General features: G+C 38.7%; 26 protein-coding genes. 4 read left to right on the top strand and 22 right to left on the bottom strand.

What is annotated here, in order from left to right:
- Positions 1-48 precede the first annotated feature (48 nt).
- The 4 genes from DVJ99_RS13055 to DVJ99_RS00120 all read right to left on the bottom strand — a co-directional run bounded on the left by DVJ99_RS13055 (position 49) and on the right by DVJ99_RS00120 (position 3,072).
- Complete coding sequence (locus tag DVJ99_RS13055) at positions 49-225, bottom strand: hypothetical protein (protein WP_162912115.1); 177 nt, start codon at positions 223-225, stop codon at positions 49-51.
- Between the two features lie 178 nt (positions 226-403).
- Entirely contained in the window at positions 404-1,294 is an 891-nt protein-coding gene (sdaAA, locus tag DVJ99_RS00130; RefSeq protein WP_105993084.1) for an L-serine ammonia-lyase, iron-sulfur-dependent, subunit alpha, read from the bottom strand.
- A 13-nt stretch (positions 1,295-1,307) separates the two neighbouring features.
- On the bottom strand, positions 1,308-1,985 hold the full coding sequence (gene sdaAB / locus DVJ99_RS00125) for an L-serine ammonia-lyase, iron-sulfur-dependent subunit beta (RefSeq protein ID WP_105993083.1): 678 nt from the start codon (positions 1,983-1,985) through the stop codon (positions 1,308-1,310).
- Positions 1,986-2,028: 43 nt separating this feature from the next.
- A complete protein-coding gene (locus DVJ99_RS00120) occupies positions 2,029-3,072 on the bottom strand; it encodes a PTS sugar transporter subunit IIC (protein WP_114602668.1) in 1,044 nt (347 codons plus the stop codon).
- A 755-nt stretch (positions 3,073-3,827) separates the two neighbouring features.
- Here DVJ99_RS00120 and DVJ99_RS00115 point away from each other — a divergent pair.
- On the top strand, positions 3,828-4,397 hold the full coding sequence (locus DVJ99_RS00115; protein WP_114602667.1) for a hypothetical protein: 570 nt from the start codon (positions 3,828-3,830) through the stop codon (positions 4,395-4,397).
- A 165-nt stretch (positions 4,398-4,562) separates the two neighbouring features.
- On the opposite strand, the gene DVJ99_RS00110 is transcribed toward DVJ99_RS00115, so the two are convergent.
- Both DVJ99_RS00110 and DVJ99_RS00105 read right to left on the bottom strand, forming a co-directional pair.
- On the bottom strand, positions 4,563-5,588 hold the full coding sequence (locus DVJ99_RS00110) for a LacI family DNA-binding transcriptional regulator (protein ID WP_114602885.1): 1,026 nt from the start codon (positions 5,586-5,588) through the stop codon (positions 4,563-4,565).
- A gap of 64 nt (positions 5,589-5,652) precedes the next feature.
- Entirely contained in the window at positions 5,653-6,420 is a 768-nt protein-coding gene (locus DVJ99_RS00105; RefSeq protein WP_114602666.1) for an alpha/beta hydrolase, read from the bottom strand.
- A gap of 190 nt (positions 6,421-6,610) precedes the next feature.
- Here DVJ99_RS00105 and DVJ99_RS00100 point away from each other — a divergent pair, with 190 nt between their 5' ends.
- A complete protein-coding gene (locus tag DVJ99_RS00100; protein ID WP_240430795.1) occupies positions 6,611-7,621 on the top strand; it encodes a HoxN/HupN/NixA family nickel/cobalt transporter in 1,011 nt (336 codons plus the stop codon).
- 51 nt (positions 7,622-7,672) lie between these two features.
- Here DVJ99_RS00100 and DVJ99_RS00095 read toward each other — a convergent pair whose 3' ends face one another.
- The 12 genes from DVJ99_RS00095 to DVJ99_RS00040 form a co-directional block, all read right to left on the bottom strand.
- Positions 7,673-7,999, bottom strand: coding sequence for a branched-chain amino acid transporter permease (locus DVJ99_RS00095; protein WP_114602665.1), 327 nt, complete (start codon positions 7,997-7,999; stop codon positions 7,673-7,675).
- A gap of 1 nt (position 8,000) precedes the next feature.
- Complete coding sequence (locus DVJ99_RS00090) at positions 8,001-8,711, bottom strand: AzlC family ABC transporter permease (protein ID WP_114602664.1); 711 nt, start codon at positions 8,709-8,711, stop codon at positions 8,001-8,003.
- Positions 8,712-8,795: 84 nt separating this feature from the next.
- Positions 8,796-9,191 carry an acyl-CoA thioesterase gene (locus DVJ99_RS00085; protein ID WP_114602663.1) on the bottom strand — a complete coding sequence of 132 codons (396 nt, stop codon included), beginning with the start codon at positions 9,189-9,191 and terminating at the stop codon, positions 8,796-8,798.
- A gap of 78 nt (positions 9,192-9,269) precedes the next feature.
- A complete protein-coding gene (locus tag DVJ99_RS00080; protein ID WP_114602662.1) occupies positions 9,270-9,827 on the bottom strand; it encodes a GNAT family N-acetyltransferase in 558 nt (185 codons plus the stop codon).
- A 157-nt stretch (positions 9,828-9,984) separates the two neighbouring features.
- Positions 9,985-11,727, bottom strand: coding sequence for a pyruvate oxidase (locus DVJ99_RS00075; protein WP_105993074.1), 1,743 nt, complete (start codon positions 11,725-11,727; stop codon positions 9,985-9,987).
- A 109-nt stretch (positions 11,728-11,836) separates the two neighbouring features.
- A complete protein-coding gene (locus tag DVJ99_RS00070; RefSeq protein WP_105993073.1) occupies positions 11,837-12,523 on the bottom strand; it encodes an LrgB family protein in 687 nt (228 codons plus the stop codon).
- Positions 12,520-12,906, bottom strand: coding sequence for a CidA/LrgA family protein (locus DVJ99_RS00065; protein ID WP_114602661.1), 387 nt, complete (start codon positions 12,904-12,906; stop codon positions 12,520-12,522). Before DVJ99_RS00065 ends, DVJ99_RS00070 begins: the two co-directional genes overlap by 4 nt.
- A gap of 436 nt (positions 12,907-13,342) precedes the next feature.
- Complete coding sequence (locus DVJ99_RS00060) at positions 13,343-13,879, bottom strand: YdhK family protein (RefSeq protein WP_114602660.1); 537 nt, start codon at positions 13,877-13,879, stop codon at positions 13,343-13,345.
- A 113-nt stretch (positions 13,880-13,992) separates the two neighbouring features.
- The gene (gene cidR / locus DVJ99_RS00055) at positions 13,993-14,880 is read right to left on the bottom strand and encodes a cidABC operon transcriptional activator CidR (protein WP_105993071.1); all 888 of its coding nucleotides are present in this window, start codon (positions 14,878-14,880) and stop codon (positions 13,993-13,995) included.
- 151 nt (positions 14,881-15,031) lie between these two features.
- Positions 15,032-16,222, bottom strand: a complete 1,191-nt coding sequence (locus DVJ99_RS00050) for an ABC transporter permease (protein WP_114602659.1) — start codon at positions 16,220-16,222, stop codon at positions 15,032-15,034.
- Positions 16,219-16,899 (bottom strand): ABC transporter ATP-binding protein, encoded by a 681-nt coding sequence (locus DVJ99_RS00045; protein WP_114602658.1) that lies wholly within the window; start codon positions 16,897-16,899, stop codon positions 16,219-16,221. The genes DVJ99_RS00050 and DVJ99_RS00045 overlap by 4 nt, the downstream gene beginning before the upstream one ends.
- Entirely contained in the window at positions 16,896-18,023 is a 1,128-nt protein-coding gene (locus tag DVJ99_RS00040; protein WP_114602657.1) for an efflux RND transporter periplasmic adaptor subunit, read from the bottom strand. The genes DVJ99_RS00045 and DVJ99_RS00040 overlap by 4 nt, the downstream gene beginning before the upstream one ends.
- 261 nt (positions 18,024-18,284) lie before the next feature.
- Here DVJ99_RS00040 and DVJ99_RS00035 point away from each other — a divergent pair, with 261 nt between their 5' ends.
- The gene (locus DVJ99_RS00035; protein WP_114602656.1) at positions 18,285-18,905 is read left to right on the top strand and encodes a YIP1 family protein; all 621 of its coding nucleotides are present in this window, start codon (positions 18,285-18,287) and stop codon (positions 18,903-18,905) included.
- 131 nt (positions 18,906-19,036) lie between these two features.
- The gene (locus DVJ99_RS00030) at positions 19,037-19,873 is read left to right on the top strand and encodes an alpha/beta hydrolase (RefSeq protein WP_114602655.1); all 837 of its coding nucleotides are present in this window, start codon (positions 19,037-19,039) and stop codon (positions 19,871-19,873) included.
- Here the strand turns inward: DVJ99_RS00030 and DVJ99_RS00025 are convergent.
- From DVJ99_RS00025 to DVJ99_RS13450, 4 genes are all read right to left on the bottom strand, one after another.
- Complete coding sequence (locus DVJ99_RS00025; RefSeq protein ID WP_114602654.1) at positions 19,858-20,370, bottom strand: methylated-DNA--[protein]-cysteine S-methyltransferase; 513 nt, start codon at positions 20,368-20,370, stop codon at positions 19,858-19,860. The two genes, DVJ99_RS00030 and DVJ99_RS00025, sit on opposite strands and share 16 nt — an antisense overlap.
- A gap of 164 nt (positions 20,371-20,534) precedes the next feature.
- Positions 20,535-25,625: an Ig-like domain-containing protein gene (locus DVJ99_RS00020; protein ID WP_114602653.1), complete on the bottom strand. Its 5,091-nt coding sequence runs from the start codon at positions 25,623-25,625 to the stop codon at positions 20,535-20,537.
- Between the two features lie 677 nt (positions 25,626-26,302).
- Positions 26,303-26,419, bottom strand: a complete 117-nt coding sequence (locus tag DVJ99_RS00010) for a YSIRK-type signal peptide-containing protein (RefSeq protein WP_114602651.1) — start codon at positions 26,417-26,419, stop codon at positions 26,303-26,305.
- 309 nt (positions 26,420-26,728) lie between these two features.
- Positions 26,729-26,898, bottom strand: a 170-nt coding sequence (locus DVJ99_RS13450; protein ID WP_205527043.1) for an LPXTG cell wall anchor domain-containing protein, incomplete at its 5' end; no start/stop codon positions are given.

Genomic DNA, 26,898 nt, shown 5'->3' with positions numbered 1-26,898 from the left:
AAATGAGATGCCCCCGAAGTCATCTCATTTAGAAATTTGCTGATTTAGTTATTCCCCTTTTATCTCCATCATTAACTTAGTGTAATAGAATAAGAATACAATGATCATACTGATTGACATAGACTTCAATAAGTTATTCATCATTGTCCCGATATCCGTCAGATAAAATGTGATAGCTGAGTTAATGATGAAAGCTACAAAAATTAATAATAATCGAGTTATCATATCCCATCATCCCCTTTTGACTAGTTTACCTATAAAAGTGATAATTTGCAATATGATTTTTGAATTTTGTGAAAATTTATAAATGCATATAGAAAAACACACAACCTTTTAGTGATTGTGTGTTTCTCAAAAACCATTAATCTATCTTTTAAATGGAATTTACATATTTTAGTAACAATTATGATTTAACTTCAGAGTCTCCGAAGATTTTACGTTTAATTGCTTCACCTGTAGGTGTACCTGCTAAACCGCCTAAACCAGTTTCACGTAATTCAGCTGGTAAGTTACGACCTACTTTGTCCATAGCTTCGATAACTTCGTCAACTGGGATACGGCTTTCCACGCCAGCTAATGCTAAGTCAGCTGAAATTAATGCGTTGCCTGAACCGATCGCGTTACGCATAACACATGGAATTTCTACTAATCCTGCAACTGGGTCGCATACTAGACCTAAAAGGTTGCTGATTGCGATTGCTAAAGCATGACCAGATGCTTCAGGAGAACCGCCGAATGTTTCAACTGCCGCTGCTGCTGCAATCGCTGCTGCTGAACCTACTTCAGCTTGGCAGCCGCCTGTTGCGCCTGCAACACTTGCGTTGTTAGCTACAACACGTCCGCAGATTGAAGCTGCAAATAAGAAGTCTACCATTTGATCTTCTGTAAGATTGTGTGATGCTTCTAATTTGAATAGTGTACCTGGGATTGTACCCGAGGAACCAGCTGTCGGAGTTGCACAAATGATACCCATTGCTGCGTTAACTTCGTTTGTCGCAACTGCGCCCATAACCGCTTGCATCATTTCTTTACCAGCTAACGCATGGTTGTTATCATTGTAGTTTTTGATTTTAATGGCATCTTGGCCAGTATACCCTGTAACACTTTTTACGCCTTCGCCAGTTGTCCCTTTTTCAACTGCGTCGCGCATTACTTCTAAGTTTGTTCTCATTTGTTCGCGGATTTCTTCACGAGATTTACCGCTTAATTCCATCTCTTCTTGAATCATAATTTCTGAGAATTTCATATCATGTTCATTCGCATAATCTATGATCTCTTTAATTGAATCAAACATACATTACACCTCTTTATTTTATATATGCAAAGTTTAAGTCGCTATACTTTTCTCTCAATTTATTCAGTACGTCTTCTGATAAAGCTTTGTTTAAATGCAATGCCATTAAACAGCCATCAGGATTAATTGTTTTAATTTCTTCGTTGATGTCTGCACCATGTTCGATTAAATCGTTAATCAAATGGTTGATTGTCGCATTATCTGTTGGTCCATCGATTTCTAATAATGGTAAGCCATGGTTCATTAGAATACATTGACCATTGACATTAATGCTTTTGATTTTAATTGTACCGCCGCCGATTGAAATACCGTTTAATTCAATGTGGCGATCTCCTTGTTTTGCTTTAATTAATGCACAGTTAGGGTGTTCACCTAAGCTTCTGCCTGTTTCTTCAATGAAACGAACACCGATACCTTCGTCTTTTGCAATGTCTACTGCGTTTTTAATACGTTCATCGAACGTACTGTAACCGAGTAAACCTCCGATAATCGCAACATCAGTACCGTGACCTAAATGTGTTTGTGCGAACGATTCATAATAATGAACTTCAATATCTTCTGGTTCGCCTTGCAATACCATTCTTGCTGCGTTGCCTATTTTAACTGCACCTGCAGTGTGTGAACTTGATGGTCCCATCATTACTGGACCTATGATATCAAATGCGCTTTGGTAGTCATGTTTACGTGCCATAGCGTAATGTCATCTCCTTAATCTCTTTATAAGAAATGTTCTATTAATTTGCTTCTGACGGTTGAGCTTTTTTACCTGGTAGTTTGTCAGTAATTTTCTTGAAGTTGATTTTTTGGATTACTTTACCTAAAATCCAGCCAAGAATGATACTTGTTACAATGACAGCTACGATTGTAATAGCTGATGGAATAGGTTTGTTGAATCCGAATAATACAATAGCACCAGCTATTGGTGTTGCCATTCCCGTTACATTGATTACTAAACCTGCAATAGTAACGATGATCGCGTTAAACATACCGACAATGGCGTTTGCGCCATAGAGTTGAATCGGATACTTCGCTATCGTATCAATTTGTGTTAATGGTTCAACTGCAACAGCGAATGCTTTACCTAAGCCGCCGATTTTAAGTGTTCTGAATAACATGAAGTTAACGAATGATGAACCTGTACAAGTTAATGCACCGATTGCCATTGGAACACCTGTTAAGCCTAATAGACTTGTTAATACCATAGAACTTAATGGTGTCATACCTACTACCGGAACGATTAAACCTAAAATAACTGCAAGTGCATATGGATTATTGTCACCAACTGCTGTAATCGCACCACCGATTTGTCTTAACACAGCCATTACTCCTGGTGAAATTAATCCAGCGATTCCGAATGTTAATGCCGGAGCCACTAAAATCACTACAATCAAGTCTAAGCCTTCTGGTACTTTTTTCTCAATTAATTTAATTAAGAAGCTGACTAAGTAAGCTGCGATAAATGCAGGAAGTAATTTTTGATCGTGTAATACTAATCCGATGATTACTGCGAAAACAGGTGAGATACCCATTTTCATACCTGTAAAAATCCCTACTGCGATACCGCTTAAACTCCCAGCCATATCTCCTATTCTTTGGAAGAATTCAATGTGAAACACACCGCCGATTGCGTAACTTAAGAACGCTTGCGGCAAGAATGTCGCACAAGCAGCACCTGATAGTGCTTGCAGCCCCTGTTTACCGTAAGGAGCGAACTTTAAGAATAAAGACATTGCTAATAGGACTAGCAATAACGTCCCAGTTCCTAAAATAATATCCATGCCAAATGACCTCTTTTCCTACTATATTTAATTTTCCTACCACCGACATCATACTACCTTTGATGAAGCGTTTTCAATAGCTTAATTATATTAATTGTGAACATATTGCGAATAATTTCACAAACTATTTAATTAGGTTATAATTACTCTGTTTTCTTGATATATATTCCTAAATATTCGTACTTTGGATATAAAGTTGTCACAATTAGTATAAACATCTATTGATATTTCAAACACTAAATCATAAATAAAAATAATCTACGAACCCGAAAAATAATGATAATAACTCCCTTTAGCTTTTTATCATTATTTGTCTATACAAATTATTTTCCATATGTAACTATAACACTTTGCAAAATAACTTTAACCAACGAATTAGACACAATTTGTCGGGTTTATCCTTTCATTCCTTGACACTCCAAGTTTTCATAGTACTTTCATAGTGAAAATGTTCTAATATACTGAATATTTACGAAGTTTATCAATCCTTTAACTCAGATTAAATCCTGCTTAACATTCCTATGCCATCCTAGAGTTGAAGAAGTTGAACATTAAAGTGCTGACGGAAAGCAATACTATTCTTATTTATCATTTGTACATCCCAATGAACCCTTCATAAATAACATATCCGCAGCTGCTTTCAACTTTCTTCGTTGTTGTCGAAATCGTCTGTTTCATCCTTTTGGATTTACACATTGCCAGTTGACACCATGGATGACATGACACTTTCATTTTGGAATAGGAGTGTTGTTTTCATGCGTATGAAGTTAAGTAAAGAGAAATGCTTGCTTCATGTTTCAACAATCGCTTTAAGCGGTTTACTATTTACTAATATGCCTGGAGTGATAAACGCTGCCGAAAATAATGATGTCTCAAACGAACAGTCCGCTAAGCAATCCGCTTTGGTCCAAAATTCAGAAACATCTCAATCACTTGATGACAACCCTAACGCATCAAGTACAACTCTTGTGGCTGATGGTGCAGAAGATCAACCCGATACTGCTTCTTCATCAAATACTCAAACGCACCCTTCAGCAGCAAGCAAAGCAGATGCAAATGAAGTTAGCAAAGCAGCAGCTGCTGAGTCCACAACAAATCAACAAAAAGCGGTACAAAACAATGAGAGTCAAAAATCAGCAGCAACTTCAGAAGGTCAAACTGGGCAAGATGCAAGCACAAAACATCAAGGCGAACAATCATCATATGCTGCCTTGCCAAAAGCAGGACACGTTGACCATCCAGAATCAGGTGCTGTCATAGCCATTATTATTGGTATTGTAATATCCACTGTTGCCCTTATAAGGGTGCGCAGACAAAACCCTTAAATGTATCCGTTAAACAAACAATCAAAAGCATTTTAAAAATCCCTAGTGTATCATTTCTAAAATCCCTAATAAAACAGACCTCGTCACATGCTATGTCTTTTCTCCCTTTCTTTAAGACATGCTGACAAGGTCTGTTTTTATTTTATTATTTTGTTTTCACGTACTTTATAGATGTTTACGGCTGGATGCTCTCTCGTTCAAACATGCGGCCAACCAATCTGATGTAATCGTATCGGTTTCGCCATCAAAGTACTGTTTCAATCGTTTGAAAATCGATGCACCGATTGTTTCTGAATCAATACCGACAGAAGTCAGTTCAGGCGCATGTACTTTATTCCAGCTGTTTTCTTCTAATGTAACGACTGCGACATCTTCTGGTACAGATAACTCTTGTGCTTTCAATGCTTGCAAGATACCAGTAAGCATCGCATGGTTCGCTGCGATTAATGCTGTCGGATGCTGTGCTTGACTGAATAATGCCTGTGTTGTCTCATAACCATAACGCTCTGTCGCATTTAAACTTAAATCTGTATATTGATACGCAATCAGACGCTCATCCATTTGAAATTCAAAATCTTCAAGTGCAGCTTTATAGCCCATTCTGGAATCTGCTGTCGCACTGGATGCTTCATTGCCTAGAATCAGCGCAATGGCTTTATGATTGTGCTGCAATAAATGTTCTGCTGCTCGATATGTTGTATCTTCGTAGTTCATACCGATATACGGCAATAAACCGTCTTCAATTTGATTATCAATAATAACCATCGGAATATCTCTCCAGCGTTTCGCAATACGCATTTGTGCAGACACCGGAGATACGATGATGCCGTCGACTTGTTGTGAAACGAACCAATCGATCAATGCATCTTGACGCGCAGCTTGTTCGTTAGAAGCCATCGCAATAATACGAATACCTTCAGAACCTTCTTGATGTTCTATCGCATCGATAATCGAAGCATAATAGGCATCATGTCTCGGCATAATAAATGCGATAGTCTTTACACTTTCTCCGCGTAAAGATTGAATATAGCGACTGGGTTCATAACCTAACATTTCTAATGCTTCAACGACACGTGTACGTGCATTATCATTTGCCACATGGCGTTTATCTTCTAAAATCTGATTGACTGTCGCAATCGAGAGTCCAGAAATTCTCGCAATATCATGTAACGTAGGTTGTGTTTTCTTCATTTTCATTCATACTCCTTGAGTGGTTGGAATTCGCAGCAACAAAAAAATCATCTTGAGGATCTGATTATTTCGCTGCCTCATCCATCGACATTTCAAATTCTAACCAATTTACAATATCTGATAATAACATACCACGATACGAAGATACATTTAATAACTCATGATCCAGCCCATCATAAATTCTTAAAGCTTTATGCGTTGTTTTGGATTTTTTGAAGAACTCTATCGCATCATCCGAACTTACCACTCTATCGCTGCCGCCATGCATAATCAACACTCTGTCATCAAACTTTGAAAATTCGATATCCATTTTGCGTACCGCTTCACGAAACGTCTTAATCATCATATGCTTCTTCAAATTTTCTTCTCTGCCATGACTTTGAAGCTCGACAGATTGATCCACCGCATCATCACGAAAGACCGGCTGGCCAGTCGGCGATAAACCGCCAGCAGAAATATAGCCGTATACTTGATGCGGATATCTGATACCGAATAATGTAGCTATCGTACCGCCTACACCATGCCCCAAGATAAACACTTTGCCGTGCAAGTTATCTTTCACATAATCCACAACTGCTTTCAAATCTTCAATCACTACATCCACATGGTCCAACAGCTTCTCTTCCCCGGGAGTATTGCCATGACCGCGCTGATCATAACGAATTACATTATAGTCATACTCATTAAAAAACGAAGCCACACTATCATAATCATCTAAGTCTTCCGTTAACCCCTGCACAATAATTAAGTTCGCGATAGGTCTTTCCCCTAATGTGATCTTGCTGTAAAGGTTCACATCGTCAAATGATGAAATATAATTGATGTCTGACACATTCAAAACCTCTCTCTCTTTCAATCCTTAAAATTACCATTATACTTCCTTTACCCCTTACACATGATGACATACACGCTGATGTCTTTTTCTTTGAAAACATACAATAACCTTTTACTTTCACTGGTCTCAGTATTAAAATAATAACGTTGCTTAATACTAAATTTAAACAGAAAGCAGTTGACACCTATTGAATCATCATCTTGTACCTAAACAACCTATCCTCCCCTATTTGCTCATTGTCGCAGCGTTGCATGGGCTGGGATTGCTATTTTTATTTATCGCAGGACAAACACATCCTGTGCTGTTCGGCATGGGACTGTTAGCTTATACTTTAGGACTGAGACATGCTTTTGATGCTGACCATATTGCCGCAATCGATAATACAGTACGTAAATTAATGCAGGAAAAGAAAAATCCGATCGGCGTCGGTTTTTATTTCTCTATCGGCCATTCCAGTGTCGTCTTTATAATGGCGTTGCTGCTGGGAATTTCAGTCCGCTTTGCGAAACATCAGCTCCCTGCTTTCCAAGCTGTCGGCGGTATCATCGGCACCATTGTTTCCGGTATGTTCTTACTGTTAATCGGTATTTTGAATTTAATCATTCTTATCGCATTGATACGTTTGTTTATGCGCTTGCGTTCAGAGCATCTGCACCACGAACAGTTAGATGAACTGCTCGCTTCACGCGGCTTAATCAACCGCTTCGTCGGTCCTTATTTCAAATGTATCAATCAAAGCTGGCACGTATTGCCGTTAGGCTTCCTCTTTGGATTAGGATTTGATACTGCAAGTGAAATTGCATTGCTGGCGCTCTCTTCAGGGGCCTCTGAACAATCCATTTCACTCATCGGCATCTTAGCCTTGCCGCTGCTCTTTGCGGCCGGCATGAGTTTGTTAGATACATTAGACGGCCTATTAATGCAGTCCGCATACCATTGGGCTTTCTTAAAACCTGTACGCAAAATCTATTACAATATCACAATCACTGCGATATCTGTCATTGCGGCACTTATCATCGGTATGGTAGAACTTATGCAAATTCTGATTGATCACTTCCATTTGCAAGGCAGCTTTTGGAATACTATCGCAGCCATTGAATTCGACCACTTAGGTTATATTCTTGTTGCGGTCTTCATTTTGATATGGATGCTTTCTGTCTTTATTTGGAAAACAAATCGATTCGAAGAAAGCCATTAACAAACAACTATAATTTTAAAAAAGCAATCCATGCACCATGATGGATTGCTTTTAAAATACAAATTGCACTAATAACATATAGACAATCGTTCCCCCTGCAATAGATATCAGCATATTGCGTTTAATGACATGCAATAAGATGATGACCAGTATTGCGATAAGTTCAGGCAAACCATGATTGCCGGTTAACACAGGTGTTTTGCGTAAAGCATAGACGACTAAAAATCCAAATACTGCAGCAGGCAGTACAGTACCGAGATATTGAATAAATTTAGGTGTCGGCTTGTCTTTCGAGAAAATCAGAAACGGCAAAAAACGAGTTAACATTGTCCCGATGACGACCACACCGATTGTGATAATTTGCTGCGTCAAAGTCATATTAAGCCACACCCTTTCTGCTGAAATAGCCTCTCAACAACGTTAAAGCAATGACAATTAAAATCATTGAAGGCAAGATAAAGTGGTTCGGACCGAATAGGATGAGGCAAATTGTCGGTAAGATTAACCCGATAAGTGCACTGACATGATTCTTTTCTTTAAGCCATGATTCTAAGAAAATGACCACAAAGAGAGCAACCATCACAAAGTCTAAGCCTGTAGTATCAAACTTGATAAACACGCCGAACCAGCTGCCGACTGTTGTGCCTAAGAACCAATAAATTTGATTGAGCAATGTGACATAAAACATAAACAATGTGCGGTCCACATGTTTAGGTACATTTGCCATATTATTGATGACAAAGGTCTCATCACACATTCCGAAAATCAAATATGGTTTATATTTGCCTGTGCCTTTAAACCGGTCTAACATCGAAATACCATAAAATAAATGCCTGGAATTCAGCATCAGCGTCAGAATAAAGACACTAAAAGGATTAAACGGCGCAAGCAATAAACTGCCGGCCACAAATTCCATAGAACCTGCGAAAATCAATGTACTCATCAACATTGCATAAATAGGATGAAATCCTAACGAATGCATATAAATCCCGTACGCAATGCCGATAAAAGAAAAACCCGCAAAGATGGGGATGGTTTGAGGGAAAGCAGCTTTAAGCGCTGTTAAATGCGGATGTTGCTTTTGTGTCATGCCTATCATGCCTCTTTTCTGATATGTATATTACAAAATCTCCGAAAACAAGTGTTTTCGAAGATTGACTATTACTATTATGCATTAAATATTTCTGAAGACATCTGGAACAGGGATGATTTTCTGTTCTTCCAAATTGAAAAATCCGCCGTATTGCATACCTTTGCAATGTACTTTATCACCTGAACTGATTTCAAATTCAAAGACCCATTTCATTCGGCTGATTTTTGTTAACCAGCATCTGCCTACTGGGCGATCATGAATTGTGACTGGTATTTTATAATCTGCTTCAGTATGCATCAAAATCGGAGAAATCGATTGTTTCATCATTTCAGAATAATTCATATGCTGATTAATAAATAACGTTCTTAAATCTTCAAACCATCTGATATATACAATGTTGCTGACAATGCCCATTGCATCTATGTCATAGCCGTTGACTTCTATTTCACTTTCTGCGACTAATTTACGCTCATTCATTACTGACAACTCCTATCTCGAAACTTACGTTATCAGTATAACAAAACTCCTTTAAACGTTGACAGGCGTTACCTTAATTTATAATGAATTTTGTGAATTGAATTCGCGCTTAAGCAATGCATATCTTACAAAATCTTCATATTGTCCGCGTTCATACAATTCTTCTTTATCCGTACCGACATATTGAAATCCTGCACGTTTAGCTACGTTTATACTTGGTTCATTTTTGATATTCGCATGAATTGATAATTTATTCAGGTTCAATGAATTAAATGCAAAGTCGCATAATGCAGTCAAACAACGTGTCATAATCCCTCGACCATTATATTGACTGCTCAGCCAATAGCCTACCCAAGCTTTCTGATGATCTTGGTTCACTTGATGCAAGTCTATCGTACCTACGAGCTGGTCTTGATAGTAAATTAAAAATAATCTGCCTGTGCCTCTTGATTGATGTGCAAGCATCAATTTAATAAATTCTATCTCATCTTGAACTGAAAGCGTGTGATCAATAAAAGGAAGATAAGTTGAAAGAAACGCTCTTTCTTGCTCAATCACATTAAATAACGATTGTGCCATTTGTATTTCTGGCTGCACGAGTTTCAAATCATTATCTATTGGAAGGTATAACATCATAAGCACAATCCCCTGCTTTCCATTTTGAATAATATCCTGATTATAGTTGAATTAACTGAATATTTCAATATCTATTAAAAAGAAAAAGCAACGTGTAATGAAATGCATCATTACACGCTGCTTGAATATTAGAAATTATATTTGATTATCTTTCAAATTATAAGAAACGTTTTGCTGCTACTGAAAGCGGTGGAATTTCTTCTAAGTCTAATTTTTTATCTTCAGTAATAGATCTGTATGCCCATTTAGCATAGTTGATTGCTTCGTCAGGTACGATTTTACCTGGAAGTGGTGCAGCATTAGCATCAACGTGTACGTCAACGATTGTTGGACGGTCTTCGTTTAATGCAGCTTCAACGATAGTGTCGATGTCTGCTGGGTCTTTCAATGTGTAACCAGCACCGCCGCATGCTTCAGCGAATTTAGCCATATCCATATCTGAGAAGTCGATAGCATATTCTAATTCACCAGCTGCTTGTTGTTCATATTTGATGAATGCCAATTCTTTGTTATTCATGATGAAGATAACCATCGGCATGTTGTATTGAACTGCAGTTGCAAAGTCTTGCATTACCATTTGGAATGCACCGTCACCAGCGATACCGATAACTTGACGGTTAGGGAATGCTACGTTAGAAGCAATTGCTCCTGGTAATGCACAGCCCATAGTACCTAACCAGCTTGAAATAATGAATTCGTTGCTTGGTTTAAGGCTTAGGTAACGTGTAGACCAAACTGTAGATGTACCTACGTCGATTGAGTAAACAGCATCATGGTCTGCTTCTCTGTTGATTGCACCCATTAAGTGTTCTGGACGAATTGGGAATGCATCGTTATCAAGGTCTTTTTGCATCCATTCTTTCCAAGTTTTCATGTTATCTAAAGCTTCGTCTAAGAATTTACGGCTTTTAACTGGTTTCACTAAGTCGTTTAATTCGATTAATGAAGTTTTAGCGTCGCCGATAATTCCAGCGTTCACTTTGAAACGATGTCCGATTGCTTTCGGATCAACGTCGATTTGAACTGCTTTGATATTTTTCTTAGGTAGGTAGTCAACGTAAGGATAGTTTGTACCAACCATAATTAATAAGTCAGCATTTTGCATTGCTTGATATGCTGGTTTAGTACCGATTTTACCAATGTTTCCTAAGTTGTACGGGTGATCATCAGGGATGATAGTTTTAGCTGGTAAAGTAATGATTGTAGGGATTTTAGCTTTGTTGATGAAAGCTTCTACTTCCGGACCAGCATGTTTAGCACCAGTACCCATTAATAATACAGGTTTTTTAGCTTTGTTGATTAATTTAGCTGCTTTTTTAATTTTAGCTTGGTTTGGAGCTGGGATTGTTGGGCGTTTTTTATTAACTGGTTTGTTAGTTGTGTCTTTAACTTTGCGAGTTAATAAGTTGTTAGGCAAGATTAAAGTTGCCACACCTTTTTTCTCATAAGCTGTTTTGATAGCTTCGTTTACGATACCGAAGATATCATCATCTTTTTCGCTGATTTGACGGTTGTAAACAGAAACATCATTACATAAGTCTAATAAGTTTGTTTCTTGGAAAGCTTTAGTTCCTAATAAGTTGCTGTTAGATTGACCAACTAATACTAATTGAGGAACACCGTCCATTTTAGCGTCATACATACCATTTAATAAGTGGATTGCACCTGGTCCTCCGATTGCTAATGACACGCCGATTTTACCAGTAAGTTTAGTGTAAGATGCTGCTGCTAAGCTTCCTACTTCTTCATGACGAACATGATAGAATTTGATTTGTTCGCTTACTGTACGCAAGCTGTCTACTACCGCATCGATTGAGTCGCCAGGGATTCCGTATAAATGATCAATATCCCATTGTAGTAACGCTTCTACAAGTGCTTGATTTGCTTTAATTTTTGCCATTTTAAAAATAGCCCCTTTCTATTCATTAAAAAAAGTAACTGTATTCAAACTACCCTTTAGTTAGTGTTTGATACTTCGTTATGCTTGAGCGTCGTTATATATAAAACTCTTAATAAAACAAAATGATGAGAATCGGTAATAATACAGAACTGATAACTGCAGTTAAAATCATACCGATTGAACTGAATGCACCAGATTCTAAATCCAATTCCAGTGCTTTAGCCGTACCGAACGCATGAGATGCATTTCCGAATGCAAGCCCTTTTGCAATGGAAGTTCTGAAGTTGCCCATGCGAAGCAGCATTGAACCAAGCATACTGCCGATTAAACCAGTCGTAATAATGAACAATACTGTAATCGTATCCGCACCGCCCATCTGATGCGATACTTGGATACCGACTGCTGCAGTAATTGATCTTGGCAACAGTGTTACAATTTCTTCCTTATCGAAGCCTAGAATCTTCAACGAGAAATAAACTAACACAAAGTTGAGTAATACGCCAGTTAATACGCTTGTAAAAATAATATTAAAATTCTCAAAGATTTTATGACGGTTAATATACAGCGGATATGCTAAACATACAACCGTACAGCTCAGCAGATAATTGATTAAATGTCCGCCGGCCATGTAAGAATTATAATTCTGGCGGAATAATAATAACACGATTATAATTCCGATTGAAGCAACTAAGGCTGGATTTAAAAACGGGCTTGGGAACCGTTTGTGTAATCTCTTAGCTGCAAGATACATGAATACTGTGAGCAAGATCATAATGATGTCTTTAATAATAATCATGATGTGTGACTCCCCTTATCACCATGGAGTCTTCTAGCCATTTTCTCGGCAATAAGCCCAGAGACGTAAGCGACAGCAATTGTGCCGAGAATAATGACGCCGAAGAACACAATAAAATTAAGGTGAATGTCGCCTATGATATCCATTACACCAACGACAGATGGAATAAAGAAAAAGACCATCGTTGTTAAAAGGAAGTTGGAACCCGCTTCGACCCATTTGACAGGTATAATTTTAAATTGTAAAAGTAGGAAAAAGAGTCCTAGGCCGACGATACTTCCAGCTAATGGAATATGCAAAAGGCGTTGAAGGGTGTTGCCTAAATACGTGATGCCCATAATCAAGATAATTTGAAAGATAATCTTTAAAACTTTCGATATCATAAGCTAACACCTTTCTTTTGTTTAACTGTATAAATGGTCATTTTCATATCGGTTCTGGTGTCTGAACCTAAGTGTCCATCATCATTTATACATATTCTTTTGACTTACATTCCCTATTGTATGACAATTTTGTGTATCATAAAAATATCGATTTTAGATAGTATCTATTACTTTTTTCTATGTAAGCGATACCATCTATTACTTTTCATTCAAATCGAAACTTTCTGAAGATTACACCATGGCCATACAGTATTTACCCCTTTATCCTATTGTTAGCATTCGGCATTGCTTCGCAAAAACACGGCTGCTCGGCTTTACCGAACAACCGCTGCTGTAATCTTGCTTAAACGCACAAGTATGACAGTTCTAGATTGATTTGAATCAGGTTTTGCTGCAAACATTCGCTTTTAACCGCTTTATGACATTTAGATGAACTTTATTGATCTGCTGCTAATTCATCTTCTGTCATCCATTTATGGTTTTTCACCATTTTGCCATTGTCAGTATCTTTGTAATCCACCACATATACGTTTTTATCTTCAACTTTATCAATAGTTGCTTTAGCACCTTTCATACCTTTCATATGGTCCGCTTCTAAAGTAACTTGATCGCCGCTTTTAAATCCTTCTTTCGGCGCATCTTTGATTTCTTCATTTACTACCCATTTATGATGGTTTACTTTTTTACCGCCATTCGTCGGTTCATAGCTGACTTGGTACACTTTTGTGTGATAAACACCTTTAACCTTGCCTTCAGCATTCATCATGCCCGGCATATGCCCTTCTTTTAAGATGACTTTATCACCTTTTTTAAATTGGCTGTCTTTAGCTTGTTTCATTTGCTTTGGTGCATCGCTTTTTTGATTATGTTCCATTTGATGCTGTTCTGATTGTTTGTCAGATTGCTCTTGTGTCCCGCAAGCAGTTAATAATAAACCTGAAGCTATAACTGCAGCTCCTAATCTATAAAGCATTCTATCCTTCCTTTCTTGCTACATATACCATATACCCCTATATCGTATATAACAAACTTTATGCTTTAAAAGCGGCGTACCCTACAACTGTTTGTAAAGTACGCCGCTCTTTTTTAATCTTGCATCGTCAATGATGATTTCATGTAATCAATGTATTCTCTTGTCGCATAATTAATATATTTTTCTTTCTTCCATATAACTCCTAATTGCCATCGCATCGCAGAATCATTAATCTTTGAGCTATGTATCGGACCGTTTAACATCTTAACGATATTTTCCGGAAGAATACTGACACCTAATCCGGCAGTTAATAAGTTTTCGATAAAATTCCACTGAGAAATTTTAGAGATCGTTTTCGGTACAAAGCCAGACCGCTTCGCAGTTTCAATAATCTTATCATTTAAATAGAAATCTTCATTAAATAAGATAAAGTCCTCATTTGCGAGTTCATGCATCTCTACTACCTCTCTATTTGCAAGCGGATGTGTTTCGCTGACAACCAAAAGTAAATCTTCTGTGTAGAGCGGAATCGATTCAAAGATTGCACTATCTACAGGCAGTGTTGTAATACCGATATCAATCTCATTATTGATAATTTGAGACTCTAACGCTTTACCGCCGTTTTCTACTAAGTTATAAGTAATGTTTGGATACAGTTGGTGGAAGTTTCCTAATGTTTCAATGAATTTATTCATATTCATAACCGCTGATAAACCAATGCTAATGTGTCCTGCTTCTAGTCCTTTAAGCTGATTGACTTCTTTCGGCAGATTCTCGAATAGATTCATAATTTCCAATGACTTTTTATAAAAGATTTCACCGCTGTCTGTTAAGGTTAAATGACGCTTGCTGCGATCAAATAAAGCACTGCCGAGTTCATTTTCTAAATCTTTAATTGCTTTACTGATTGTCGGTTGTGCAATAAACAACTCTCTGGATGCATTCGTCATACCCCCGTATTGTACCACTGCGATAAAGTATCCCATTTGTTTAATATCCAAAACCTTTGTACCCCCTTTCACAACGTTTTTAATCCGTTAAATTAAACATATCCACTTTCAAAGAAATAATCAACTGCTTCTCTAAAATGTACCCGATATTTTCATTATAAAAAAACCGAGGAACATTAACGTTCACCCGGTTAAAAAAAGACTATTTAATGATATCAATTAATTCTTTCTTAGCTGCTGCACGTGCAGGAATCCAACCGAAAACAATACCGATTAAAGATGAGACACCTACAGCAAGCAGCACAGATCCTAGAGTCACTGCACTCTTAATATAATCCGGTGTGACCGCATCAACAAGAGAGGCAATAGCAATACCTAATACTAATCCGATGATGCCCCCGATTAAACATAAGACCACACTTTCAACTAAGAACTGTATTTCGATATCTCTTGCTTTTGCGCCGAAAGCACGTCTTATTGCAATTTCTTCAGAACGTTCAGCAACTGAAATATACATCACATTCATTACACCGATACCGGCAATGAATAGTGAAATACCAGCGACTGCCGCTACGAAATAAGTAATCGCATCAAATACTTTTTCGATACCCTTCATCATTTGTTCCATATCAGAGTACTGATAACTGCCGTTGGCTTGTCCGGTGCCTTTTTTACTTAAAGTCTTTGCGACTTTTTGTGCAACGTCTTTCTTATTCGAACCTTCTTCGATTTTCACTTCCAACTGTACAAAATCTTGTGTCAGATTCGGCAAGTAGCTTTCAAAAGTCTTTGTCGGCATATGCACTGTATTTGTTTCAAATTGATCACCATTAGTGACACCTGCAATTTTAAAACCTTGACCATTAATATATAAGGTACGGTTTACAGCTTTTTTGGGTTGATGGAACAATGATTTCGCTAACTTTTTATCTATCGTTACTACTTTTTCAGCTAAATCATTGTCATCTTCTGTAAACCCTTTGCCTTTACTGACCTTTTTATACTGCTTATTAATGTATATGTTCGCATCGCCGTTCTTTTGAGAATTCGTCACTTTAGCTTTGAATGACTGGTTTTTATCTTGTTTCTTCTGTGCTTTTTCAACACCCTCTACATTTTCTGCTAAAGTGATATCGCTAGGTGAAAACGGATCGATTTTATCATTGCTGTTGCTATCCAGAGATTGCATATAACTGATTAAAGCTGTATCTTTGCTGGCACCTGAATCTGAAAATTGTTCATTAGCTGTTTTCTTAAATCCATTACCTAAAGACATGATGGTAATGACTGCCGCAATACCGATAATAATACCGATCATTGTAAAGATATTGCGTCGTTTGTTTTTCATAATAGAGCGTAATGATACCGCCAGAATGTTTGAAAATCGGTTCATTTTACCACCTCTTCTTCTTGGATGCGTCCATCTAAGATATGAATAATGCGGTCTGCTTTTTCTGCGACAGCTCTATCATGTGTCACCATAATCATGGTCGTATGCTTTTCCTCATTCAAACGTGTAAATAACTGCATGATATCCTCAGATGTTTTCGAATCTAATGCCCCAGTCGGTTCATCAGCGATGATGAATTCCGGTTCGTTGACTACAGAACGCGCAATCGCAACACGCTGCTGCTGACCTCCGGATAATTTATTGGGTACTAATTGCTCTTTGTCATACAACCCTACATTATGCAGTGTTTCTATTACACGCTGCTTGCGTTCTTGACTGCCGATACCTGCATAAACTAAAGGAATACTGACATTTTCTAATACTGTATTATTTTGAATCAGCTTAAAGTTTTGAAAGACAAATCCTACCACACGGTTTCTGATTTCTGCGAGTTGGTTATCAGAACTTTCTTTATAACTTTTATCGTTGAAATAATAGTTGCCTTCATAACCTCTGTCAATGAAGCCGATAATATTGATCAGCGTACTTTTCCCTGAACCGGAAGGACCCATAATTGCGATGAATTCCCCTTTCTTTATTTCCAGGGAAATATCCTTTAAGATATGGTTCACCTTGTTGCCATTTTTAAAAGAACGATTAATCTTATCCAGCTTAATCATTGTTTCACCTCTATTGCATCACCATTTTTCAGAGATGCTTTCGGGTGCTTCACTAGACGTTCTCCAGTTTTGACGCCTGACTTCACATAAATATCGCCATTTTGTTTTTCAATTTTCACTTTCCGCTTCTCAACTTTATTATCTTTATTCAGCACATAAACAGTATTATCTTTGCCTAATACATTAGAAGGCAGTTTCACTTTATCTGTCGCAACAGCTGCATCTAAAGATAACCCTGGACGTACCGGTGATGACAATTGTCCGATGAGCACCGTATATTTAGATGCATCACTTGCATCTCCTTTGCCGGAAATATCATTCACAACTGGATTTGACGCTTGTGCTGTATCCATACCTTCTTCTGATGAGTCTCCGCCTTGGGCGGCTGCTGCGCCGCTCATACCGCCGCTGTTTAATTGTTCTTCATAGTTTGTCGGCAATTCAGAGATTTTTAAAATTTCGCCGAAACCTTTTTTCCCTGTACTGCTTACAGTATATTCGACTTTTTGGCCTTCTTTGATTTTGCTTAAATCATATTCAGAGACTGTTGTTTTGATTTGCGGATTTTTTGAAATCAATTGCAGAATAGTATCTCCTTCATTAGGATTTTCATCTTGTTCGATTTCGATTTTGCCGTCAAATGCCGCAAACAAACTGTCATTGATTTGATTATCTAATTGATTTAAAGATTGATTCGCTTTATCTAGCTGGCTTTGTGCATCAGATAATTGTTGATTCGCTTGTGTATCATTCGGTGCGCGATTGACCGCTTCTTGTGCCTTTTGTCTTGCTTGTTCTGCTTCATTCACTTTATTTACAAGACTTTGACGTTGATGATTATTAGTATTATAAGTAATAATTTGTTGACCTTTCTCAACTTCTTGGCCGTCTGAAACAGTAGTATTGATATAATCCCCTATCGACGAATTATTTTTATAAGACTTCACTGTTTCTGGAGAAGCCTTGCCTTGCATAGTTAACGGACTTTCTTTTTTAACTTTAAAGACTTGATATGTATCCTCACTATTCGATGTACCGGTTGCATTCTTCACAATCACAGCAACAATAAATAAGACTAAAACAGCTGCGATGATCGAAGCAATCCAAATAAGTTTCTTCTTCACACTGATTTTCTCTCCTTGCTTTGATTTTATTACTTCATTTGCATAATATCACAACTTAAAAATAAATAAATACCTTTACTGTAATTAAATTAGAAATTAAAATTCTTTAACTAACCTCTAATATTGATTCTATAATCTTTATCAAAAACACTGCATGAAAATGCAGAATTAAAGTATATTTTTCAATTTTAAGAAACCTATTTATTATAATAAACAATTATGATACGCTTTTGTTGAAATAAAAAAGAGAAGGAGTACAGCATGGAACATTCAAAATTACTATTAGGTTCAAACTTCCAAAAGTACAGAGAACATCCGAAATGGATCATCAACTTAATCATTTGGATTGTAATCGCACTTGCAACTTTATGGCTTAATTCTATTGCTACGGATTGGGCACAAGTCTTAAAAGACAGCAATCAAGAAATGAATCAAGCACAACTTGAACAATTCAAGTCCTTTATGATTCCCATAACTATTATTTCAGGAATTGTCGGGCAATTATTCTATCTGTTGTTTGCCTATCTGATTGTTTGGGGCATTGCGAGAATTTTTAAATCAGATGTAAGAAAAAGAAGTATCTTTGCAGGTACACTCTTCGCATTGTTAATCAGTTCGCTTGTCGCATTCGTAGTTGTAGGTATTCAAGCGATTGTAGGTTTAGACGTTGCACAAATTTCAATTACCAGCTTGAATATATTTGACAGTGGAAATAAAGTATTAGGAGTATTTAATCTCCAAACTTTATTATCTGGTTATTTATTCAGCTTGCTGCTTTATAAAACATGCAAGTTATCAGGAAAAGTTTCTATAATATTCGGTGTTATCTTAGTCGTATTATCTGTCGGTTTCGGCTTAATCGGCGCAATGGTGCAACCGTAAAAAAATCAGGAGCAGATGAACACATTCATGTTCATCTGCTCCTTTTTCAACTTCTCGCTACCTATTTAATCATTTAACCACTAAAATAGAGTTATTCATACATTTCAATTAGAAAGAAAGCAGGAATTACTATGTCGTCACACACTGTTACCGTTCTGACTCAAGACAAATTTGCTTTACCTATTCAAATACATTCACCAAAACAAACACCGAAAGGGGTTATTGTTTATTATCATGGCGGCGGTTTGATTGCAGGAACACCGCATGATTTGCCTCCTGAAGTGATTGCATTATTCACTGAACACTTTTATCTTGCAGAAGCCCCTTATCGTCTTGCGCCTGAAGCAAAAATCGATACGATTATGTCAGATGCTTTATGTGTATTTGATGCAGTTTTTGCAAAATATCCTGATCTGCCATGCTTTACTTTCGGACGTTCTTCCGGCGGCTTTCTTGCATTGCAGGCTGCATGTCAGTGCAATGTCCAAGGTGTGCTTGATTTCTATGGTTTCGCACAAGTTGCGCTTCCTGAATTGATACAACCGCATGCAGCATTTCGTCAAATGACTGCGCATTTAAACGAAGCGATGATTCAATTTATGATTCAGCCTGAGCCTATCATTGAAGGCCATGCACAATTCAGATATCCGCTTTATCTCTATACACGCGGCCAAGGACAATGGTTTGACTATACCGGTATTACTGATGAAATGAGACATACTTTGAATTTAGATAACGCCTCTTTAAAACAATTACCTCCTGTATTTATTGCACATGCGAAAAGAGATATCGATGTGCCCTATCACGAAAGCTTGCGTCTTATGCAGCATGCTGCCCATGCAGAATTAGTTGCGGTTGACAGCGACGCACATGACTTTGACCGTACTTTTAATACTGAAGCAGAAGCTGTCTATTTAAAAGCTGTGAAGTTCTTGCATCAATGGGCTGATGCTTATTCGCTGAACTGACTCAAATCATGATGTTCACATTGCAACAAATAACGTTTATTATCCAATCCGCCGCCGTACCCTGTAAGTTTACGATTATGGCCTACAACACGGTGGCACGGAATAATAATAGAGATAGGATTGCTTCCTACTGCACCTCCGACTGCTTGTGCCGACATTTTTGTTTTACCTCGAAGCTTAGCAATCTTTTGTGCAATTGATCCGTACGTGACTGTTTCACCGTAAGGTATTTTCGTTAATTCTTCCCATACTTGCTCTCTGAATTCTGTACCTGAAGCATGATATTTAAAATCAATTTCAGGATTTTCTCCTTTAAAATATGCATCTAACCAAAGGCTTGTTTTCTGTAAAACAGGCACCTCATTAATCTGCACCTTCTCATAATGCGGATTATCTTTATTGATTTGTCCTGGATAATAAACCCCTGTTAAGACATCATCTTCGCTCATCAATGTTAATAAACCGATGGGTGAAGGATAATCGCTTATTTTAATCATGACATCACCTTTTCTTCATTTTATATATTTAAACGTTTCAAAATCGGCTTTTGCTTGCGTTAAAATGCAATACTTTAATACATAGCGTTAATTCTATTATGTAAGAAAAAGAAGCACACCTCAAATGAGATGTGCCCCTTAAAATCTATACTGATTTTCAGTTCTTATTTTTCTTTGTCTTCTTTGCGGCGTTTGCCGAATAAGAAGATTGAACCTAGTAGTGCGAACAAGCTGCCGAATAATGTTGCGTTTTTAGCATTGTCATTTTGACCTGTATCTGGCAGTGCTTCTTCAGCTGGTTCAGAACCTGTATTATCTCCGACAATTGCTCTGACTACTTTAGAAGTGTTGCCGGCTTTGTCAGTTTCTACTGCTGTAATAACTTCGCCGCTTTCAAGCGCTTTTCCTTCTACAGCAGGTACAGACCAGCCGCCTTCTTGGTTCACTGTCGCTGTTTCTGTATGACCATCTGGGAATGTGACTTCTACAGTGTTGCCTGGTGTTGCTGTGCCTGTCACAGATGGACTTTCTTCTGGAACTTGGTTGATAACTGGCGGTTCTGGAGTGACTACAGTTGTGCCGCCTTGATTATCATCGTTCGCTGGCGGTGTCGCATTATCTGCTTTGCCTGTAACAGTTACTGATGATTCATCTGACGTATTGCCAGCTTCGTCAGTTGCTGTTGCAGTGATAACATCACCTTTATTAACTGTTGTACCTTCTGGTACATCAACTGTCCAGTTGCCGTCATTGTCTACAGTGCCTGTTGCTGTATTGCCGTCAGGGAATGTCACTGTAACATTGTCGCCTGGTGTGCCTGTACCTGTAACAGTTGTTGCTCCTTCATCAACAGGATCGATAACTGGCGCATCTGGCGCTACAGTATCTGTCACTGTTACTGATGATTCAGTTGATGTGTTGCCTGATTCGTCAGTCGCAGTTGCTGTGATTACATCATCTGCATTTAATGGTGTATCTGCTGGTACATCGACTGTCCAGTTGCCGTCATTATCTACAGTGCCTGTTGCTGTATTGCCGTTAGGGAACGTCACTGTAATTGTGTCGCCAGGATTACCTGTACCCGTTACGTTTGTTGCACCTGATTCTGCCGGGTTGATCGGTGGTGCATCCGGTGCGATTGTATCTGTTACAACTTGGTTGCTTGGTGTAGATGTGTTGCCGGCTTTATCTGTTTGTGTTGCTGTGACATTATCACCTGGGTTCAATACTGTGCCTTCTGGTACATTTGTTGTCCAGTTGCCGTCTTGGTCAACTGTTGATGTGCTTGTTGAGCCATCTGGATAAGTGACTGTCACTGTGCTGTTTGGTTCACCTGTACCTGTAATTGTTGTTGCACCTGATTCAATTGGATTGATTGGCGGTGCATCTGGTGCGATTGTATCTGTTACAACGCCTGTTGATGGTGTTGATACATTGCCTGATTCATCTGTTGCAGTTGCTGTAACTCTATCGCCGTCTACTAATGTTGTGCCTTCTGGTACATCTGTTGTCCAGTTGCCGTCTTGGTCAACTGTTGATGTGCTTGTTGAACCATTTGGATAAGTGACTGTGATTGTATCGCCAGGATTGCCGATACCTGTCACTGTTGTTGCACCTGATTCAATTGGATTGATTGGCGGTGCATCTGGTGCTGCTGTATCTTTTACAACTTCTGTACTTGGTGTTGATACGTTGCCTGATTCATCTGTTTGTGTAGCAGTTACACTATCGCCTGGGTTAAGCACAGTGCCTTCTGGTACATCTGCTGTCCAGTTGCCGTCTTGGTCGACTGTTGATGTGCTTGTTGCACCATCTGGATAAGTGACTGTGATTGTACCGTTAGGTTCACCTGTACCTGTCACTGTTGTTGAACCTGACTCAATTGGGTTGATCGGCGGTGCATCTGGTGCTGTAGTATCCGCAACAGTTGTTTCGCTTAAATCAGATTCATTTGGCTGACCGCTGTAATTGCTTCCGACAGTTTGGAATGCACTTACAACATCATCAGTATTCAATGGCGTATTAGATTCTACTGTCCAAGCTCCATTTGTATCTGCTTGTGTCGTTTGTGTTGTACCGTCTGGCAGATAGACAGTTACAGTACCTGATGGATAACCATTACCAGTTACTGTTGTTGCACCTGTTTCAATAGGATTGATTTCAGGAGCAGCTGGACGTGTAGTTACCGGAACATTCACTTGATCTGTTGAACCATCTGGATAAGTTACTGTTGCCGGAACATCGACTGTGCCTGGTACTGTACCGTCTGGTAATGTTGACGGATCGTTGACTGTAACTTGAGGCAATGATTGTTCCGCTGGATAGTTAGGGATTGTCACATTGCTTGTTACGTCGTTTTCAGTTGTTGCGACACCCGCATTTTGTTCAATAGGGTTCGTTGTAGGTGTATAATCTTCTGTCATTGCTGTGCCAGTTGTTACCGGAACATTGACATTATCAGTTGAACCGTCTGGATATGTTACTGTTACCGGAACATCTACTGTGCCTGGTACTGTGCCGTCCGGCAATGTTGTAGGATCATCCACTGTGATTGTCGGCGGTGTTTGATCTGCTGGATAGCCCGGCACTGTTACATTACCTGTAACGTCATCTTCTGTTGTCGGTGTACCATTTGGTTTGTTCACTGGTGTTGCTGTCGGATCATACGTATCTGCTTGAGGATTGCCTGTTGTTACAGATACTGTTGTTTGATCGATTGAACCATCTGGATACGTTACTGTTACTGGAACGTCAACTGTACCTGGTACTGTGCCGTCTGGCAATGTTGTAGGATCATCCACTGTGATTGTCGGCGGTGTTTGATCTGCTGGATAGTCCGGTACTGTTACATTACCTGTAACATCATCTTCTGTTGTCGGTGTACCGTATGGTGTGTTAACCGGATTAGATGTCGGATCGTATTGTGATGCATCTGTATCGCCTGTAATTACTGGAACGTTGACTTTATCTGTTGAACCATCTGGGTAAGTCACTGTTACTGGAACATCGACTGTACCTGGTGTATTACCATCCGGCAATGTTGTAGGGTCATCTACTGTGATTGTCGGCGGTGTTTGATCTGCTGGATAGTTCGGTACTGTTACATTGCCTGTAACATCATTTTCTGTTGTCGGTGTACCGTTAGGTTTATTGACAGGTGTACCGATTGGATCATATTGATCACTTTGCGGTGTTGCTGTTGTAACCGGTACATTTACTTTATCTGACGTACCATCTGGGTAAGTCACTGTTACCGGAACATCCACTGTGCCTGGTACTGTACCGTCTGGCAATGTTGTAGGATCATCCACTGTAATTGTCGGTGGTGTTTGATCTGCTGGATAATCTGGAATTGTTACATTATCAATCACTTGGTTCTCTGTTGTCGGTGTATTGTAAGGGTTTGTAACTTCATTTGCTGTCGGATCATAAACTTGTTCGAATGTTTGAACAATGAATGAGTCTGCCGCAACATCGTTACCTCCACTTACAAGATATGCTGTATAAATACTGCCAGTTTGTGCATCTGTCGGTACTTGGAATTTACCTAATTGTTCGCCTTCTTCTGTAGTAGTAAATTCAGGTGTTTTCACTAGCACATTACCTGATGAATCTCTCCACTCAATGTGTGTAGGTAATGGTGACATTGTCGTACCTGGTAATGCGATATCTACATTTGCGCCTGGTGCTGCTGGTGTTGTAACCGCATCATATTTTAATACGTCTAATGAGATATCAGCTGTTGGAACTACTGCAAAGTTCACGTTATACCACATTGGATTCTGCACTAAGTTTTGTGCTGGTGAAGTTTGCGGTGTCCAAGATAAGTTTGTATTTGGTGCTCTGAATTCAGGGTTTGTGAATGAAGAATAAGTGTTCACAATATTGCCTTCAGGATTTTTAACATAACCATACATATAACTTGGATTTAATGTACCTTCAGGGAAACGCAATGTGTATTTGCCGTCTTGGTCTGTTTCACCATAAACTGTCGCAGAGATATATTCAGGATGCGCTTCTAATAATGTTTTTGCAGCTGCTGAACGTTCGCTTTCAGGCAAGCTGTTAACTTCTGCATTATAAGCATCTGCACCTTCTTTAGTTAATGATGACATGACAACTGTATAGCCATCTGCTTGCGGATCAGCTGCGTTATCATTTGGTCCAGTTGCTGAGTTGGCATAGTCGCCTGCACCTGTTTCTAACCAAACTTTACCGCTGACTGTGTTTTTAGTATTTAAGCTGACTGAAGGTGCTGATATAGGACCTTCTGTATCGTGAATTTGTTCAGCTTCAGGTGTTGTCATATAACCGCTTGTCGGTTTGACTGCCATAAAGATACCTGTACGCTGCATATTCGTACCGATTAATGGGAATTGCCCTAGGTTTGAATTCGTTACAGAATCTACATAAGCACCAGGGAAGAAACCACCGGCTTGTCGCAACATTGTTGCTGTATTGCCGTTTTCAGTTTGATAGTCGTTAATCCATAAACGATAATCTTGACCGCCGCTTGCAGTGTATTTATGAGTTTTACCGTTTAAGTCTTCCCAACCTTCTCGCAGGTCGAAAGCATAAGCACCTGGACCAACTTGGCTGCCGTCGCTGCTGCTGATTTGGTTACTTGTTTTAGCTGTATATACAGGTGATACAGCACCATCTGTATCAATCCATTGCATATAGACATCTGTACCTTCAGGTACTGCTGTAAGACCGTTTGACATTGTTGCAGGCGTACCATTATCCACTACCCAAGCACGTCCAGACAATGTATTTGGTGCGTTTGTCGCATCTGTTTGTGCTTTAATATAACCGTTCGCAAGTGCATCAGCTACAATCGGTGTTGTTGTACCTTGTGCTGGTGAAGCGAAAGTTGTTGGTACTGGTGCTGCTTCTGTTGCTGTTGTTGTATTTGCCGTAGTAGATTGCGGCGCTTCAGCTGAATAAGCTGACATTAATCTGCGATTTGCAGTTGTTTGTGTATTTGTAGCATTAATTGTATTCGCATCTTTGTTATCAGATGATTGCTGCAGCATTTTAGCCATTGCTACTTCAGGTGAATCTGTTGCTTCAACACCTGCTTGTGCCGCTAATTCCTGAACTTCTTGATTATCTGTTAAACCAGTATTCGCAACTGTACCGTTTTCTGGTTGTAATGTGTTCGTATCTACTGCTTCTAATGTTTGAGGTGTATTGACTGCTTCTGTTGGTGCTGTATCTCCAGTGTTAGTTGACCCAGGTTCACTAGTTGTCAAATTATTATCTTGTGCTGTTTGATTTTGTGTTGCTGCTGGTTGTTCAACTGTTTCTGGTTGCGGTGATGTTAAACTATCATTTGTTTGATTTTGTTGCTGTGTAGGAGTGTCTTTTGGAGTTGTCTCGTTAGATGTCGGTTGAGATGTATCTGCAGAACGTGTTTGTGTTGAATTTTCTTCAGTTGCCGGTGTCTCTTTCGTTGTATCGTTCTGTTTTGCAGTATTTGTCTCTTTTGCTGCAGTGTCTTGCGCAGTTGTATCTGGAGCAGTTGTTTCTTTAGTTTGAGAAGCTGCTGAGTCTGCAGATTCTGATTGCGTTGCTTCAGAAGTGTTTGCTGTAGTGTCTTTTGCTGTCTGATCTTGTGAGGATGTTTCATTAGTTGGTGCTGTTGTTTCATTAGTAGATGTTGCTGATTCTTTCGTTGTTTCATTTGGTGCTGTTGTCGGCTCTTGTGCTGTTTCATTTGCTGCTGGTTGTTCTGATGTTGTTGTTTGTTCTTGTGTCGTTTCAGCAGGAGTTGTTTGAGATGTATTTGCAGTTGAAGTATCAGTAGTACCTTCTGTTGTTGTGTTTGTTGATGTTTTGTCTTGGTTGGCTGTGTCATTTGAAGTACTATCTGTACTTGTACTGTTGTTTTGAGGTGTCGCAGTTGTTTCTGCTGCTCTTGCTTCGCCTCCTAAACCAAAACGGTTGCACCGACTACGATAGATGCAGCGCCTACCGTGAATTTACGGATAGAATATCTATTTCTGCGGCTTGCATCGGAAATTAATTTATTTTTTTGTTCTTTCATGCTCCGAATGTCCCCTTTCGAAATATGGAAATCAATCTAAATGCTAAAGTTGCCAACAATAAAAAGCCCTCTCATTTAATTTTTAATACATTGAATCCAATTACCTACTGTCAGATAGAAATTTGCTCTATTAAATGAGTAGCTATGCTAATAGTATGACCGTTTAAATTTAACTTAAACATAGTGCTATACCATAATGTTTCCTTAATCTTTAAATTTTACATAAAAATAGAAAGGACGCACCTTATTATGGCGCGTCCCTAACTTATCAAGCTATCTCAAAATATTTTTTAAAAATGCTTGGTAAAATTATTTTTCTTCTTTATTTTGACGACGTTTTCTAAACAATAGGATAGAACCTAATGCTGCGAAAAGTCCGCCGAATAATGTTGCGTTACCAGTTGAGTTACCTGTATCAGGTAATTCTTTAGATTCTTGAGCTTTAGATGGTTGCGCTTTAGAATCTGCAGTTGCTGCTT

This window comes from Staphylococcus sp. EZ-P03 (genome assembly GCF_003344575.1).
Classification (GTDB): Bacteria; Bacillota; Bacilli; order Staphylococcales; family Staphylococcaceae; genus Staphylococcus; species Staphylococcus simulans_B.
Note: the sequence above shows the minus strand (reverse complement) of the source record. Positions and strands in the feature narration are given on the sequence as shown.